Origin of the sequence: Chlorogloeopsis fritschii PCC 6912, from assembly GCF_000317285.1 — a bacterium.
In the GTDB taxonomy this organism is placed as follows: domain Bacteria; phylum Cyanobacteriota; class Cyanobacteriia; order Cyanobacteriales; family Nostocaceae; genus Chlorogloeopsis; species Chlorogloeopsis fritschii.
Window position 1 is genome coordinate 1 of record NZ_AJLN01000083.1, and the last position, 16,941, is coordinate 16,941.

13 protein-coding genes are annotated in these 16,941 nt (G+C 41.7%); 10 read left to right on the forward strand and 3 right to left on the reverse strand.

Going from position 1 to position 16,941, the window contains the following annotated elements:
* Nucleotides 1-2: 2 nt before the first annotated feature.
* The 10 genes from UYC_RS0115305 (at nucleotide 3) to UYC_RS0115345 (ending at nucleotide 12,945) form a co-directional block, all read left to right on the forward strand.
* Nucleotides 3-1,244 (forward strand): FAD-dependent oxidoreductase, encoded by a 1,242-nt coding sequence (locus UYC_RS0115305; RefSeq protein ID WP_051039344.1) that lies wholly within the window; start codon nucleotides 3-5, stop codon nucleotides 1,242-1,244.
* Nucleotides 1,219-1,389, forward strand: a complete 171-nt coding sequence (locus UYC_RS37845; protein ID WP_157171247.1) for a hypothetical protein — start codon at nucleotides 1,219-1,221, stop codon at nucleotides 1,387-1,389. The genes UYC_RS0115305 and UYC_RS37845 overlap by 26 nt, the downstream gene beginning before the upstream one ends.
* A gap of 986 nt (nucleotides 1,390-2,375) precedes the next feature.
* The gene (gene kdpA, locus UYC_RS0115310) at nucleotides 2,376-4,061 is read left to right on the forward strand and encodes a potassium-transporting ATPase subunit KdpA (RefSeq protein ID WP_016872731.1); all 1,686 of its coding nucleotides are present in this window, start codon (nucleotides 2,376-2,378) and stop codon (nucleotides 4,059-4,061) included.
* 145 nt (nucleotides 4,062-4,206) lie between these two features.
* Entirely contained in the window at nucleotides 4,207-6,315 is a 2,109-nt protein-coding gene (kdpB, locus tag UYC_RS0115315; RefSeq protein ID WP_016872730.1) for a potassium-transporting ATPase subunit KdpB, read from the forward strand.
* A 320-nt stretch (nucleotides 6,316-6,635) separates the two neighbouring features.
* Nucleotides 6,636-6,905, forward strand: a complete 270-nt coding sequence (kdpF, locus tag UYC_RS0115320; protein WP_016872729.1) for a K(+)-transporting ATPase subunit F — start codon at nucleotides 6,636-6,638, stop codon at nucleotides 6,903-6,905.
* A gap of 60 nt (nucleotides 6,906-6,965) precedes the next feature.
* Nucleotides 6,966-7,568 carry a K(+)-transporting ATPase subunit C gene (gene kdpC, locus UYC_RS0115325; protein ID WP_016872728.1) on the forward strand — a complete coding sequence of 201 codons (603 nt, stop codon included), beginning with the start codon at nucleotides 6,966-6,968 and terminating at the stop codon, nucleotides 7,566-7,568.
* Between the two features lie 291 nt (nucleotides 7,569-7,859).
* A complete protein-coding gene (locus tag UYC_RS0115330) occupies nucleotides 7,860-9,050 on the forward strand; it encodes a universal stress protein (RefSeq protein WP_016872727.1) in 1,191 nt (396 codons plus the stop codon).
* 80 nt (nucleotides 9,051-9,130) lie between these two features.
* Nucleotides 9,131-10,318, forward strand: coding sequence for an anhydro-N-acetylmuramic acid kinase (locus tag UYC_RS0115335; RefSeq protein ID WP_016872726.1), 1,188 nt, complete (start codon nucleotides 9,131-9,133; stop codon nucleotides 10,316-10,318).
* A 243-nt stretch (nucleotides 10,319-10,561) separates the two neighbouring features.
* Nucleotides 10,562-11,011 (forward strand): hypothetical protein, encoded by a 450-nt coding sequence (locus tag UYC_RS0115340; protein WP_016872725.1) that lies wholly within the window; start codon nucleotides 10,562-10,564, stop codon nucleotides 11,009-11,011.
* 365 nt (nucleotides 11,012-11,376) lie between these two features.
* A complete protein-coding gene (locus tag UYC_RS0115345) occupies nucleotides 11,377-12,945 on the forward strand; it encodes a serine/threonine-protein kinase (RefSeq protein WP_016872724.1) in 1,569 nt (522 codons plus the stop codon).
* Nucleotides 12,946-13,403: 458 nt separating this feature from the next.
* Here UYC_RS0115345 and UYC_RS0115350 read toward each other — a convergent pair whose 3' ends face one another.
* From UYC_RS0115350 to UYC_RS0115360, 3 genes are all read right to left on the reverse strand, one after another.
* Nucleotides 13,404-13,604 (reverse strand): NblA/ycf18 family protein, encoded by a 201-nt coding sequence (locus tag UYC_RS0115350; RefSeq protein ID WP_016872723.1) that lies wholly within the window; start codon nucleotides 13,602-13,604, stop codon nucleotides 13,404-13,406.
* A gap of 589 nt (nucleotides 13,605-14,193) precedes the next feature.
* Nucleotides 14,194-14,919 (reverse strand): Stp1/IreP family PP2C-type Ser/Thr phosphatase, encoded by a 726-nt coding sequence (locus UYC_RS0115355; protein ID WP_016872722.1) that lies wholly within the window; start codon nucleotides 14,917-14,919, stop codon nucleotides 14,194-14,196.
* 15 nt (nucleotides 14,920-14,934) lie between these two features.
* A complete protein-coding gene (locus tag UYC_RS0115360; RefSeq protein WP_016872721.1) occupies nucleotides 14,935-16,620 on the reverse strand; it encodes an ABC1 kinase family protein in 1,686 nt (561 codons plus the stop codon).
* Between the last annotated feature and the right edge of the window lie 321 nt (nucleotides 16,621-16,941).

Consider the following 16,941-nt stretch of genomic DNA (forward strand, 5'->3'; position numbering starts at 1 on the left):
ACTTGTTACGTCGTAAAGACAATTACCAAGTAGATATTTATGAACGTCGTAGCGATCCGCGAATTGTACCTTTCTCCAAATCTAGAACCTACCCCATAACTTTGAGCCAGAGGGGTATGAAAGCTCTACGCAACATAGAAGGATTAGAAGAAGCAGTAAAAGCTATCAGCTTGGAAGTTACGGGAACAATCATTCATCAAAAAAACGGTAAGACAAGCTTAATAACTAGACAAAAACCTTTAATTAGCCTCGATCGCACTCGGTTAGCGATCGCTTTATTAGAAAAGTTAACCCAAAAGTACGACGACAGCAGGCTTAAGGTTCACTTCGACTGTGAATGCACTCAGGTTGATTTCGCTAAAAAACAGGCAAAGCTTCAAAACCCAGAAACCAAAGTAGATTTCACCGTTGATTATAACTTGTTAGTGGGTGCCGATGGAGCGCGTTCTGTGGTTCGAGAAAGTTTTTTATCTACAGAAAATTTTGAGTGCCAGCAGAAGTACGTTCCCTCTGCCTACAAATCGATTTTCCTTCCTTCTGACAACAACTTAGAAAGAAACTTACAACCAGGTAAAATCCACTCTTGGAGGTTGGATGACACCACATCAGTATTATTGCTTTATCAGTTAGATGGAACGATGAGTGGCGTAGTCACCTTTCCTTACAAGCAAAATCAGGTAGCCAGTCTTTCTCATGCCCAAGAGGTACTCAAATTTTTTAATGAAAATTTCCCTGAGGTTGGTTATCTGATGCCAACATCAGAAGCAGAAGCTTTTGTCGCCAGAACTGTATCTAGGGTTTCAACAATTCGCTGTAACCGTTTTCACCAAGGTGCTAGTGCGCTGTTGATAGGAGATGCAGCTCATGCAGTATCGCCTGCTCTCGGACAAGGTTGCAATGCAGCGCTAGAAGATGTTGTTATTTTTGACAAAATTTTAGATGAAAATTCTGACAATTTAGCTCAGGCTGTCGAACAATTTAGCGTGCGTAGATTACCAGATGCTCACGCCTTAGTTGAGATGAGCGATTATGCTTTTCCTTTATCTAAAAGATTATTTATTGAATTTATTTTGCGGCAGAGAATTGCCAAAATTTTACACCGCTTGTTTCCGCAAAAATTTCTGCCTTCATTGTTTGAAGTGATTTCTGAAGACACAAATTCCTATTCTCAGGTTTTAGATTACTACAAAGACTGGATAGCGAAAGTGAAAAAATCAAATGAAAAGCTCACAGTTAGGGCGTAAGCAATTTTTAATTCAATCCAGTTCATTCAACAGCAGTCGTCATTTCTTCCCATATTTTAAAGAGACATATACTTGCCTTGTCCTTGCTACCTCAGTTAAAGTAGCGATCGCTTCCTCTGCAAATGTCACCAAGTTAACCGGTTGACACTGTATTGCCCCAGTTTACAAATAAGCAAACACATACTCTGGCAGTATTAAGTATTCTAGCGCTATAACTACAGCAAAGAGAAAAGCTATTAGCCAGTAGGCACTTTTTCTTTGATTGCGATTAATTTGTGCTATCTAATTTCAGGAGTCAGAAGCCAGTCGATGCAGAGCGGATAAGCGAAATTAGCCAGAATAATTCTAGATTCTTCTTCAAACATCCTCTTATATATACATACTTTGATAAAAGATTAGTTAAAAAATCCAGATATAAAATAATTATTTTCTAAGAATTTATAACTCCAGTTAAATGAAAATGCCAGACTTTTCATGTATATATTATTTATGTGTTTTAAAAGTTAATAAGTTCTGACTTCCTTTGTATTTATCTAAAAAATACTGACTAATGCAACTATCTTGTTCATTAATTAAATCACTACTATAAAAACATAAATTGAATTATTCAAAAAGTCCTAGAGATACAATATAATCTTGTCTACACTTCTTTAGCTGGTTATAAGTTACTAATTCCTAATCAAAAGCTTGAGCTTTGCAAGTATCGCAGCCTCCTAATCTAGATAAGTTTAATTATGTAACTACCAAACAATTCAAAAGGTATATTTATGTATAAACCTATACTTACACTTTAGTGCTTCTGGTAGGATAATCTGTAAGGCTAGACTCTGCCTGCAGTAAGCATAGATAATAGATTGCCATCAAAAACAATAAATATAGGGTTCAGGAGAAATGAATGAAATGCAAATAAAAGTACATTAGGCTTTTATTCTCAGCTATTTACTTATTAGAATTATCTGCAATTTATATAAGATAAATCATTACTTTAGTTTGAGAGAATGAGGCAAGACGAGATATTAACAAGTGGCAGGAAATAAACTTACTTAGAAACAATAAAGTTTTATTTCTAAATAAGTGCAATTCTGGCAATAAAGCTAAACAAAAGAAAATTCTATAATTCATCTAAGATATATGGGACAAGGCTTTTTGCAAATTGGTTTAACGCTTTGTATTTTAATAGCGATCGCTCCGCTTTTCGGCAGATACATAGCGCGCGTTTTCTTGGGCGCAAGAACGTTGCTTGACCCGATCATGAATCCGGTTGAGCGAATTATCTACGTAGTAGCAGGTGTACGTGAGAAACAAGAAATGACAGGTTGGCAGTATGCGCGAGCTGTGCTTTTGAGCAATTTAATTATGGGCGGTGCTGTTTACTTAATTTTTGAGTTTCAGGGAACTCTGCCTCTCAATCCTAATAACTTTAATGCCCTTAGTTGGGATTTAGCATTGCACACGACAATTTCATTTCTCACGAATACCGATCAACAGCACTACGTTCCCGAAACGACTCTGAGTTATTTCAGTCAAACAGCAGCTTTAGGGTTTTTAATGTTCACCTCAGCTGCAACTGGCTTGGCAGTAGGTATTGCTTTTCTTCGTGGTTTAACAGGTAGAGCACTGGGAAATTTTTACGTAGATCTCACCCGTGCCATTACGCGTATCTTGTTACCTATATCTATAGTTGGGGCGATCGCCTTAATTATCTTAGGTGTACCGCAAACATTACTAGGCACCGAAGTTGTCACAACATTAGAAGGATATACTCAGTATATTCCCAGAGGCCCGGTAGCGTCTTTTGAAATCATAAAGCAATTGGGTGAAAACGGTGGTGGCTTTTTTGCTACTAACTCTGCCCACCCCTTTGAAAATCCCAATGGTGCCTCTAATCTGCTCGAAATGCTTGCCATGATTTCAATTCCAGCAGCGTTGATTCACACCTACGGCATTTTTGCCAAAAATACTAAACAAGCATGGCTGTTGTTCTGGATGGTATTTGTAATTTTTGTGGTTTTAGTAGGCATTGCAGCTAACGGAGAATATCAAGGCAATCTTCTGGTTAATAGTGCTTTGGGAATTGAACAGCCAAATTTAGAGGGTAAAGAAGTCCGCTTTGGCTCTGTACTAACTGCATTTTGGGCAGTTATGACTACTAGTACTATGACTGGTGCTGTCAATGGTATGCACGATTCTCTGATGCCAACAGGAGGTTTCTGTGCCTTATTAAATATGTTTTTGCAGATCGTCTGGGGTGGACAAGGAACAGGAATCGCATACCTATTAATTTATGTAATTCTAACTGTATTCTTGACTGGTTTGATGGTAGGACGCACACCAGAGTTTATGGGGCGGAAAATCGAGAAGCGAGAAATTGTTCTCGCCAGTGTTGTGCTATTAATTCATCCAATAGCAGTTTTAATTCCCAGTGCCATCACTCTTTATCTGCCAGAAGCGATCGCTGGCATTACTAATCCTGTCTTTCATGGCGTCTCTCAAGTAGTTTATGAATACACTTCAGCTAGTGCAAACAATGGCTCTGGCTTTGAGGGTTTAGTGGATAATTCCCTCTGGTGGAATTTAAGTACAATCCCAAGCTTACTGCTAGGGCGTTACGTTCCCATTATTGCCATCTTGCTATTAGCTGACAGCATGACTAACAAACAAACAGTTCCTGAAACTCCAGCTACCCTCAAAACCGATACTCTTCTATTTACCAGCATTACAGCTGGAGTAATTCTGATTTTAGGGGTACTAACTTTCTTCCCCGTTTTAGCATTAGGCCCGATCGCCGAAGGTTTTAAAATTGCCACTGGCAGTTAAGGGGATAGGTGATAGGGGACAGGAGACAGGAATAAGGATTCTTTTTATCTCCCCCACTCCCCCACTCTCCCTCTCTCCCCCTCCTCCACTCTCTATTCACCTTTCCCTGTTCCCCATTCCCCCAACCCCGTTCCCTAAATAAATTATGAATCCAGTTGCAACTACCCCCAAACCACCTAAACCCCAACGTTTTCGCCCATACGATCGCCGTCACGCTCGCAAACAAGCAAAGGTAAACACTAAAGGAATTTATCAAAGAGCCATTAAGGATGCCTTTGTCAAGCTCAACCCTAAAGATGCAGTTAAAAACCCGGTTATGTTTTTAGTCTGGGTTGGCACGCTTGTCACCCTTGCAGCCACAATTGATCCCGAATTATTTGGTTCTGTTCCGGGTAATAACCCACGCTTAATTAACGGCTTGATTACGGTGATTTTATTCTTCACTGTTTGGTTTGCCAATTTTGCCGAAGCAGTAGCAGAAGGGCGTGGTAAAGCCCAAGCCGACGCTTTACGCTCAACCAAGTCAGAAACTATTGCTAAAAAACTTTCTCCTGATGGCACCATTACAGAAGTTCCTTCTACTAGCTTGCAACGAGGTGATACTGTCTACGTCGTCGCAGGTGATATTATTCCCGCCGATGGGGAAGTAATTATGGGTGCCGCCAGTGTTGATGAATCGGCAATAACAGGAGAATCAGCACCAGTATTAAAAGAAACTGGCTCAGATGTTGCTAGCTCTGTAACAGGCGGTACGCGGATTATTTCTGACGAGTTGATCGTTCGCATCACCGCCGATCCTGGCAGAGGCTTCATTGATCGGATGATTGCGCTGGTAGAAGGAGCAGATCGCAGCAAAACACCAAATGAAATTGCCTTAACAGTGTTATTGGCAATTCTCAGCTTAGTGTTTTTATTTGTCGTTGTTACCATACCGCCCATTGCCAATTATGTTGGCAGTCCAGTTAGCGTGTCAATTTTGGTAGCTCTATTAGTAGCACTGATCCCCACAACTATTGGCGGCTTATTGAGTGCCATTGGTATCGCTGGTATGGATCGGGTTGCCCAATTTAATGTCATTGCCACCTCAGGGCGAGCAGTAGAAGCTTGTGGTGATGTTAACACTCTGATTCTCGACAAAACCGGTACAATCACCTTGGGTAACCGTTTGGCAGAAGGGTTCATTCCGATCAACGGACACTCAATGGAGCAAGTTGCTTATGTAGCCTTGGCGGCGAGCGTATTTGATGAGACACCAGAGGGAAAATCAATTGTCCGATTGGCAGAAAAATTAGGAGCCAGGATTAATTTTGACGTTGATAGATCGGAAGGAATCGAGTTTTCAGCCAAAACTCGTATGAGCGGAACAAACTTACCCAATGGGCAACAGGTTCGTAAGGGAGCGGTAGATGCGATTAAGGGATTTGTGCGTTCCCGCAACGGTAACACCTCACCAGAATTGGATAGCGCTTACGAAATGGTTTCTCAACAGGGGGGTACACCCTTAGCAGTTTGCTTTGACAACGAAATTTTCGGTGTGATTTATCTCAAGGATATTGTCAAGCCAGGAATACGCGATCGCTTCGAGCAGTTGCGACGGATGGGAGTACGTACCATCATGTTGACTGGTGACAACCGCATCACCGCTTCTGTAATAGCCAAAGAAGCAGGAGTAGACGATTTTATTGCTGAAGCCAACCCAGAAGACAAAATTGCCGTAATTCAAAAAGAACAGAGAGAAGGCAAAATAGTGGCAATGACTGGAGATGGTACTAATGATGCTCCCGCCTTAGCACAAGCTAATGTAGGAGTAGCAATGAATACTGGTACTCAAGCGGCTAAAGAAGCAGCCAACATGGTGGATTTGGACTCAGATCCGACAAAACTAATCGATATAGTTAGTATTGGCAAGCAATTACTGATTACTCGCGGAGCATTAACAACATTTTCGATTGCCAATGATATCGCTAAATACTTTGCGATTATTCCAGTCTTATTTGCTTCTGCTAACCTGCAAGGTTTAAATATTATGAGGCTAACCAGCACTAATTCTGCCGTGCTGTCAGCACTTATTTATAATGCTTTGATTATTCCGGCTTTGATTCCCTTAGCACTTAAGGGTGTAAAGTTTAGACCACTGACATCTAATCAACTGCTACAACGCAATATTTTAATTTATGGCTTAGGTGGTGTAATCGCACCATTTATTGCAATTAAATTAATTGATTTAATTATTACGGTAGTGGGGTTGGCATAAGAAGGCAGAAACGAGAGACTAGAGACTAGAGACTAGGGCAGGCTAACACATAGAGGCTCGTAAGGCAATACGGTTCAGTTAGTGATGTAGATTTCTAGAAGATCCCCCCAACCCCCTTGGAAAGGGGGGCAAAACGCGGTTAATTTTCCCCCTTTTTAAGGGGAGACACTGCGTTGCGGGGGTTCTCCCCCAATCCCCACTCCGTGGGGGCCCCGAGTCCCCCGTTGTAGCAAGTGGCGTGGACTAAGGGGGATCTGACTTTCACTGAACGGTATTGACCTATAAGGATAGAACACAAGCACAAGAGAGGGTAAAAAGTTATGAAACAAATTAATTTATCGCGAAAATTTTTATCAACAGATGTCATTGAGGCAATTTCCTTTATTTGGTTGCAATGGCGCAAGCAAAAATTGCCACTAGCTATTTTTATTGGATTGTGTCTGAATTTAATTATTGCCCCAGTTGTTTATGCTACTGCTGAAGGCACATTAGAACGTCGTTCTGCTTGGGCGATCGGGATTTTAGGATTGGTAACGCTGGCACTGATAATCTACTTATTTTTTGTTGTTTTTCAGCCAGAACGCTTCTAAAGAAATTAATTAAAAGATAAACACCTTTATAGGTAAATCAGGCAATTAAGGACAGTTTTTATGTCTATTATTCGAGAAATAGCCAGAGCTATTCGCATTACTATAATTCTTTGGTTGGTAACCGCAATTATTTATCCTATTGTCATCTTGGGAGTAGGTCAAACTGCCTTCAAATTCCATGCTAATGGCAGCATTATGCAAAATATTCAAGGAGAAGCAATTGGCTCGGCTTTGATTGGGCAACAGTTCCGCTCCGATCGCTATTTCCAAGGACGTCCCAGTACTGTTAGATATAGCCAAGGAAAAATAGGTAAACCATACGGGATATCAGGTGCCAGCAACCTTGCTCCTAGCAGTCCAGATTTGCTAAACCGGATTGTAGAACGAGCTAATGAATTCACAGACGAGAATATTCAACCCTTTGCCGATCTCATTTACACCTCTGGTTCTGGCTTAGATCCTCATATTTCAGTCAGAACAGCCCAGGAGCAGTTAGAGAGGGTTGCTCGTGCACGTGGTATCAATCGAGAAGAAATATTGCCTTTATTAAGACAGTATACTGATGGCAGGTTTTTAGGAGTTTTTGGAGAGCCTGGAGTAAATATTTTGAAATTAAATTATGCTCTTGACCTTCAAGAAATTAACCGTAGAGAAAATCAATAATTGAGGATAACTAGGATAAATTATTTCTGGCGATAATATTAATATAGCAATCCTAAATCATTCATAAAACTCTTTCTTCTTTTTTTCTTTGTGTACTTTGTGTCCTACCCTGCGGTGAGACGTACCTAAGGTAGGCGCTCCGCGTCTAACGTGTCTATGTGGTTTGTTCTTCCAAACATTTTTTATAAAGTCAGATACAACTGCTATAAATAGTTAGTAAATATTCAATAATAAATAGTGGTTAATAAAAATTTCTCAACTTATAGCCACTAATAACAACATTGAATTTTTATGATTACTAAGGGTGAAACGTTGGGCGAAGATAACGTAAATTCAGCAAATTCTACACCATTAGTTGCTGCTAATCTCCCTATTTATCCAGCAAAACGGGGCAAACATAAAATCTTTATCGGTATGGCTCCAGGAGTTGGCAAAACCTACCGGATGCTAGAAGAAGCCCACGCACTCAAAGAAGAAGGTATTGATGTTGTAATTGGGTTGTTGGAAACCCACGGGCGCAAAGAAACAGCAGAAATGGCTGAAGGCTTGGAAATCATACCGCGTCAAAAAATTCCGCGCGGTAATTTGATGCTAATGGAAATGGACACAGACGCAATTTTAGCGCGATCGCCTCAGCTAGTCTTAATCGATGAACTAGCACATACCAATGCCCCTGATTTACCCCACGAAAAACGCTACCAAGATGTAGAAGTCATTTTGGAAAACGGCATTGATGTCTACTCCACTATGAATATTCAGCATTTGGAGAGCCTTAATGACTTAGTAGCAAGAATTACTGGGGTAGTAGTACGAGAACGCATACCTGACCGCATTCTGGATGAAGCAGATGAAGTTGTAGTAGTAGATGTTACGCCAGAAACGCTGCAAGAAAGGTTACTGGAGGGTAAAATTTATGCTCCGCAAAAAATCCAACAAGCACTTAATAACTTTTTCCAGCGTCGCAATTTGATTGCTTTACGAGAACTAGCCTTACGAGAAATAGCAGACAACGTTGAAGAAGACGCAAGAGAACTCAGCGCCAGCCTCCCTAACGGCAACCTTAATGGTCAAGTATGCAACATACACGAACGGGTATTGGTATGTATTTCCACTTATCCAAACTCCTTACAATTATTGCGTCGAGGAGCGAGGTTGGCTAGCTACATGAATGCTCCTCTTTTTGCTTTATTTGTCGCCGATCTGGATCGTTTTCTTACAAAAGAAGAAAGCCTGCACATAGATATGTGTGAGAAGCTCTGTCAAGAATTTGAAGGTACTTTTATTCGTGTTACCAGCAGTAATATCGCCAAAGCGATCGCCGAAGTTGCTCAGAAATACCACATTACCCAGATTATTATCGGCGAAAGTCAACGTTCTCGGTGGCAAATACTCCTCAAAGGCTCTTTAACTCAAAAATTAGTTAGGTTGCTCAAAAACATTGATTTGCATATAATCGCAACCGAGAAAAGAAGAGAGGAGTAAGGGACAAGGGGAGAAGGAGACAAGGAAACACGGGGACAAGGGGACACGGAGAATAATTAATGACCAATGACTAATGACTAATGACTAAACAAGTAATCGGTTTAATGAGCGGTACATCTGTAGATGGCATAGACGCCGCCTTGGTAGATATTTCCGGTACAGATTTTGATTTAAAAGTGGAATTAATAGCTGGGGCAACCTATCCTTACTCCAGGGAACTCAGAGAACGCATCTTAGCTGTTTGTAGTGGAGAAGCCATCTCCATGCAAGAATTAGCAGAGTTAGATGATGCGATCGCTCTAGCCTTTGCCCAAGCTGCACAAAATATTCAAAATAGTCACGAAACAGCGACTTTAATTGGCTCCCACGGTCAAACAGTTTACCATCGACCGCCAAGTAGGGGACAGGGAACAGGGGACAGGGGACAGGGTGAGACTTTTCCTAATCCCCGATTCCTTGGTTACAGCCTTCAACTTGGCCGTGGTGCCGTGATTGCCCATTTAACAGGCATCACAACCGTGAGTAACTTCCGTGTAGCAGATATTGCTGCTGGTGGGCACGGTGCACCCCTCGTACCTCGCGTAGATGCGGCTTTACTTAGTCATCCTCAAGAAGCGCGTTGTATACAAAATATTGGTGGAATTGGTAATGTTACTTATATACCAGCACGTCAAGACAACTGGCTAGAAAAGATTCGTGGTTGGGATACGGGGCCGGGCAATAGCCTATTGGATCTGGCAGTACAATATTTAACAAATAATGCTAAAACTTACGATGAAAACGGTGCTTGGGCAGCAAGTGGTACTCCCTGCCATGCACTGGTAGAACAGTGGCTTGAGCAAGATTATTTTCATCTGCCACCACCCAAATCTACTGGCCGGGAATTATTCGGTGTTACTTATCTGCAACAGTGTATAAAAGATGCTGAAGCATACCAACTAAGCCCTGCTGACTTACTCGCAACTCTTACAGAACTTACAGCAGCTTCGATTGTTCACAGTTACCGCACCTTTCTACCGCAAATGCCACAACAGGTATTTTTATGTGGTGGTGGTAGTCGCAATCTCTATTTAAAACATCGCCTTCAAGAACTTTTAGCACCTGCACCAGTTTTAACAACAGATGAAGCAGGATTGAGCGCGGATTTCAAAGAAGCGATCGCTTTTGCAGTCTTAGCTTACTGGCGAAAATTAGGTACTCCCGGCAACCTACCATCTGTCACCGGAGCACCTCAAGAAGTACTTTTGGGAGAAATTCACGAACCGTAATTAGTCATTCGTCAATAGTCATTGGTTATTGGTAGGGGCGGGTTTTATGGATTAACTTTGGGTTTAAACAGATAATTTATCTTTTAAACCCGCACGGCAGTCGCTACTGCCTCCCGTACAGTGGTTGGTGGTTTGTTTTCCCCTTGTCCCCCTGTCCCCTGTCCCCTATCCCCTATCCCCTGTCCCCCTCCCCAGCTAAGGGCTATACTGTTGGCGATACTCGATCAATAGCAGGGTGACAAGGTGGATCATACATTTTTACTGGAACCAGGACGCTGGACGTTGCAAGGAAGTTGGTTAGAACGTAATGGTATTCCAATCAGCGTTAAGGGTATGACCTTGGTGGCTTGGAATCGAGATAACTGGTTTACAATGGCAACAAAATTAATATTTCCAGGCAGCGATCTTGCAGATATTGCTTTGCAATACAAAGGGCGTATGGATCGGGGAAATAGACAGTATAATTTCCTACTTCAGCATAATCTTTTAGGACAGATTGAAGGAGAGGGTTGGATTGGTATAGATACTATTGTGCAGCGTTACTGGGTACTAAGCGATCGCGAACGTCGTAGTGGTTTTGAGACTTTGCACCGCATCAATGATGATAGCTATTACCTCACTAGCGGCATCATGCTTGGTCACTACCTAAGCAGCACAATGGAAGCCAACATAGAGCGTCAACGCGTCAACTAACTACTTGTACAGGTGGTTTTTGCCGATCATTTCTCTGTCAAACCGACAATTTATCTTCTAATCCCGCACGCCAGTTGCTACAACGGAAGAGCCAGTGCTACTTCACCTCTGCACTGGCTCCCCTACTAATGACAAATGACTAATGGCTAACTACTAACCATTTCCTTTTTGAAAGTTAATTAAACATGGAAAAAATGGGCAAAATAAATCAGAAACAAAGTTAGGAATGGTACAAACTCTCAGTTTAAATTAGCCATTCCCATTTATTAGGGCCAATTTTCCCACTCACACAATTATCACCATCCCCTTTCTTGAGGCTGGTGTAATTCGCTATTTTTGAATATTGAATTGGAGTCGAATTTTCTATGTCAGACCCCAATGTTGGTCGTTTACTCAGCAATCGCTACCAACTTCAAGAGATCATTGGTACAGGAGCAATGGGACGAGTCTATCGTGCCAAGGATATTTTATTGGGAGGTGTACCCGTTGCCGTTAAGTTTCTTGCCTTGTCTGTCCAAAATAACAAAATGCGATTGCAGGAGCGTTTTGAGCGAGAAGCAAAAACCTGTGCATTATTAGGACAAAAAAGCATTCATGTTGTCCGAGTTATGGACTATGGCGTAGACGCAAATAACACTCCGTTCTACGTCATGGAATACTTACAAGGAATTAGTCTCAGTGATGTTATTCGCAAGCAGCATCTAACTTTACCAAGATTCCTAAGTTTTATACGTCAAATTAGCTTAGGATTACAATCTGCTCACGATGGCATTATGGTAGATGGCAAAATCTGTCCGATTATCCATCGCGATATTAAACCGAGCAATATGCTGGTAATTCAAGATGCCAGTTTTGGAGAATTAGTTAAAGTTCTAGATTTTGGTATCGCTAAGTTGTTACAAGCAGATAGCAATTATACAAACTACTATTTGGGTACATTGGCTTATTCTTCACCCGAACAAATGGATGGTAAGGAATTAGACAACCGTTCTGATATTTATAGTTTGGGTGTGATGATGTTTGAAATGCTCACAGGAAAAATGCCCTTAGTAGCACCAACGCACTCCTTTGGAGCATGGTATAAAACGCATCACCAAAAAGCACCGCGTTCTTTTTCGGAAGCTGCCCCGACTTTGCAATTGCCAAATGAAGTACAAAATTTGGTTATGGGTTGTCTCGCTAAAGCTCCAGGCGATCGCCCTCAAAGTGTTGGTGAAATTCTCAAGATTTTAACGTCCCTAGAGCAAAATGATATTGCCCATACTCAAAATTCTGGCGTTAGTGCATCAGCTTCTGGGTCACTTTTTGTACCTCCAACCATCAAATCTGACTTTGAGCAGAAACCTAAGCTCGACTCTACAATCACGCCATCCAATCATGAAATTACTCCACAACTGTGTTGGCCTCAAAATAAACCCATTGCCAATATTGTTTTTCCTCATCCCATCCGCCTGCAAGGAGAATTAATCCCTGCCTTATGGATTATGCTCCCTCAAGAAGAAATTCAAAAGCGTTTAGTCTGTACCCGCTATAATCAATTTCTTTTTATCACTACTCCTCATCCCATGCTGCTATGGATTAGCCTTCTCTACAATCGTAAGTATGGGCCCAAATGGTTACCTTATTACCTCGATCTCAAAACAAATATCGGTCAGGAAATTGCCCGCCTATTAGCTGAAAAGGGTTTCTATCGCCTACTTTTTTTTGCTAGAGAGACACCAAATAACTGTAGCAAAATGCTACTTTCCACTATTGCTTCTGGTCAACGTCAAAGACTACAAGAGTGGGTAACAATCAGCAATACATCAGCGTCCCCTTGTGAACCCCAACTTAGTAAAAGTTTACTTAAGACCGAATACGAAAATTTAAAACCTCAAATTCTAGCGAAGCTGGAAGCGCTTGATACTGATTTACCCTTCGACCTTTCTGCCTAATATGCAAATAACACCATTTTATAGAACACTAGTACTAAGAGTTGATTTATATATTAAGTATTGTTAACAGACTCTATCGAAAGTTACAAAATAAAGTTATAAAAAATATAAATGACTCCTAAACAAAGTATCAAAGGTTGAGTTAACTTCATGCTGTGCAGATGTTTCTCTGTGCAGTTTTGCGGTGTGGCAAAATATGAGCAGGCTTAAGCAAGCTTGATCTCCATAAAATATTTTGTTAACACAAGCGCAAAATGATTTTCAACAGTTAAAGTTGAATCTGAGGCTATATTTGCCAGACTTGCTAATCAGCGAGTTCTTACGATATCAGTCTCGCCTTGCTATATGTGATGTCTTCTAAAAAGTCACTTGTTAGAGTTGACGCCCCGGCATCCCCAGCTCTTTTCCTCGTTGGAACTGAGCAAGAGAAGGAGGTCGCCGACTGCGACACAAGGCTTCTATGCTGCCCAAGAAGAGCCAGCATCTAATCCCCACTGGTGCTTGAGAAGTTCTTTGTAGGTCGCTTCCCGTACAACCATTTGTTCATAAAGTTTGACCAAGAAGTCTTTTGCTTGCTCATGGCTCATGTTTTGTACTTGAGTAGCGAAAGAACGAATGCTGAATTGCTGTTCCAAAGTGAGTTCGATTGGCTTATCCATGATTAACTCCTAAAAAATTAAGTAAAGGTGATCTAAGTCACTTAAGCCCCAAAAGACTGATTATTGGGGGTAGTACTTTGTCATATATTTGTTCCTCCTATTTTAAGAAAGATAACAAAGGTTTGACAAATTTGCCCATAATCTTTTGGAGTGTTTTTTGCTGGGTGACGTTCTGTTTTTTCAGCCTACTGATATAAACCTCAAGTCTACCGTTGTTAATTTCGGTGAAATTAAGGGTTTTTTAAACCCTTGAGGCTGAGTTCCTTTCTCCCTGTAAGAGCTACGTTAGTTTCCTGCTTGAGCGAAGGAAGTCAGGAATTGTTTGTGCTATTGTTATCTGCGGTTTGGTTTTACAGATATCAACAGACTTGCTGTGATGGGAAAAAGAGGAGTGTAAGCGTGAATTATATTGCCATACTCTATTAGTTGCAAGATGTCAACCTGTCAATTAATGTAAAGTCAACCTCCGTAGATGGCTTACTGCGGAGGTTAAATGTATTTTTATCAAGTTGTTAACGGGAAAAATGCTCAACCTGAACAAAACGATGAGTATATTTACCGCAAAAAATAAATTAAAACTAATTTGAGATTAATCAACAGCGACAATGACGACAGTAATGTTATCGTGCCCACCATGCTGTTTTGCGGCTTCAATTAGGGAAATAGCGGCTTTATCTATCAAGGGGCTTTCTTGGAGGTAGCAAGCAATATTTTCATCGACAAGTTCTTCTGTTAAACCATCACTACACAACAGCAAGCGATCGCCCACTTTGACATCTAATTGCTGCACTTCAACCTGATTTAGATCTTCACGTCCCAAACAACGAGATAAGACATGACGAAAAGGATGAATCCGTGCTTCATCTGGGGAGATATCACCCATTTTAAGAGCGCGTGCTACCCAGGTGTGGTCTTCGGTAATCTGTTCTAATTGAGACTCTCGGAGCCGATACAATCTAGAATCACCAACGTGAGCGCACCAAGGCGGCTCTCCGGGGCGAAAAACTAGCACTACAGCCGTTGTCCCCATATCAGCACGTTCGGGGTGATTGTGTTGATCTTGCAAAATCGCTTCATTTGCCCTTAATAGGGCTTCTTCTAAAAGCTGGGAAGAAGATTTAGAGCTATTCCAATTCTCAAGTAAATACTTGTGAATTTCTTGAGTAGCGATATGGCTTGCCTGCTCACCCCCTGCATGACCGCCCATACCATCAGCGACAATAAAAAAGCGTCCTTGTGGATCGGTATAGTAAGCATCTTGATTATTAGAACGAATAAGTCCCGAATCACTAAGACCGGTAAAATGAAGTTTCATATACTCTTGCATCAATTAATACATACGGTCATAACGGTCGAGGCGCATTACCAGTCTAATCAGCAGCCAGGATATAAATGCTGCGATTAAAGCGATAAATATTGCCAGCCATAGATAATGGTTAACGAATAAAATCGTTGCTGAAACAGTAAAAGCACTGACTAACAAGGCGTAAGTTGTCCCTAACTGAATATTACTCTGTCTGCGTAACAGTCGCTCTGTTTCTATAGACCGAAAGCGAACACGTACATCTCCGCGCTCTAGTTTTTCTAACGTATCTTCCAGTCTACGTGGTAGTCCCAGCGCTGTACTACTTACTTGAACAGCTTGCTTGCCTAATTCGTTAAAAAAGCTGTTCGTATCAGAACCATTCATATTAGTCATAAGCTGCATTGCATACGGTTTAGCAACTTCCATAAAGTTAAATTCAGGATCTAAGCCTTTGCCCACGCCTTCTAGAGTTGAGAAGGCTCGCATGACGAAAGTAAACGTCGCTGGAAATCTAAAAGGCTGATTATAAGCTATCTCGTACAAATCGTCACTAATGGCAGCTACGGACTGATTTTCAAAAGGCTTATCCATGAAATGATCCAGCATATACTGGACAGAACGTCGCACTGGCCCCATATCTTCTGCTGGTGCTAATGCGCCCAAATCAACTAAGGATTTGACAACGCGATCGCCATCTTTAGAAGCGATGCCAAACAGCGTTTCCATCAGCCCTTCGCGGATATTAGATTTAATCCGCCCCATCATGCCGAAATCGTAGAATATTAAAGCGCCTTCAGGATCGACAGCAATATTGCCAGGATGGGGATCGGCGTGGAAAAAGCCATCATTTAGTAGCTGAAGTAAGTAGGCTTGAGCACCTTGACGGGCAATTTGTTTGCGATCCAAGCCTGCGGCTTCTATAGCTTCGTACTGGCTAATTTTAATACCAGGAACATATTCCAGCGTTAGTACTCGCGAGGAGGTGTAGCGCCAATAAACACGCGGCACTTTCACCCATTCAAAAGCGCGAAAATTGCGACGAAAAGTATCAGCATTGCGCCCTTCGTTGAGATAATCTATTTCTTCCCAAAGAATGCGGCAACACTCTTCATAGATGCCAATCCAATCTCGCCCTCGTCCCCATTCGGGATGATTTTGAAAATACCGGGCAATACCCCTGAGAATTTTTAAATCTATTTCAAATAGCTTTTTTAGCCCAGGGCGTTGCACCTTAACAACAACAGCTTCCCCCGAATGCAGCCCTGCTTTATGTACTTGCCCCAAACTAGCAGCAGCTAAGGGAATCACCTCAAAACTCTGGAAGAGTTCGGGGATTTTTTTGCCCAGTTCTTGTGCAACGATCGCTTCTACCTGCTCGTAGCTAAAAGCAGGTACTTTGTCTTGTAGTTTGGCAAGTTCTTCGACATATTCACCGGGGAATATATCGGCACGGGTAGAAAAAAGTTGCCCAACTTTAATGAAAGTTGGCCCCAAATCTAGTAGAGTATTGCGAATCCAGACTGCTTGTGCTTTGCGTCTAGCAGTTTGTTTTGCTTCGGTAACTCCACCTGGGTAACTCCAAGATTTTTTGTAAAGCCAAAGCTTGAACAATAAGGTCAATACAAATGACCAAATGTCCACAAAACGCCGTCTACTGGAATAGTTTTCGCGATTCCAACGGTATGCTTTATCTGTATAACCTTGTTCCATAAATTTTGCGTACCGCTGGTTTTTAACCGAGTCAGTGGAAATGAAAGACACTCTTAACCTTAACTGGTTGTTGATTGTTGTTAGCTGTTGGTTATTTACCACTCACCACTGTACGGGCGGGTTTTAACAGCAATTTTTCTAAACTTTACAAAATATCTTCTACATAAACCCGCACGCCAGTTGCTTGATGCCGGGAAACCCTTACTTTAGTTTATCCACTACCTACGGAAGCCGTACCTACCCTACCCTGCGGGAACCCCTTTCGGGGAACGGGAACAGCTACCCTGCGGGAAGGGCTACTCTGCGAGAAGCCGCTTTGCG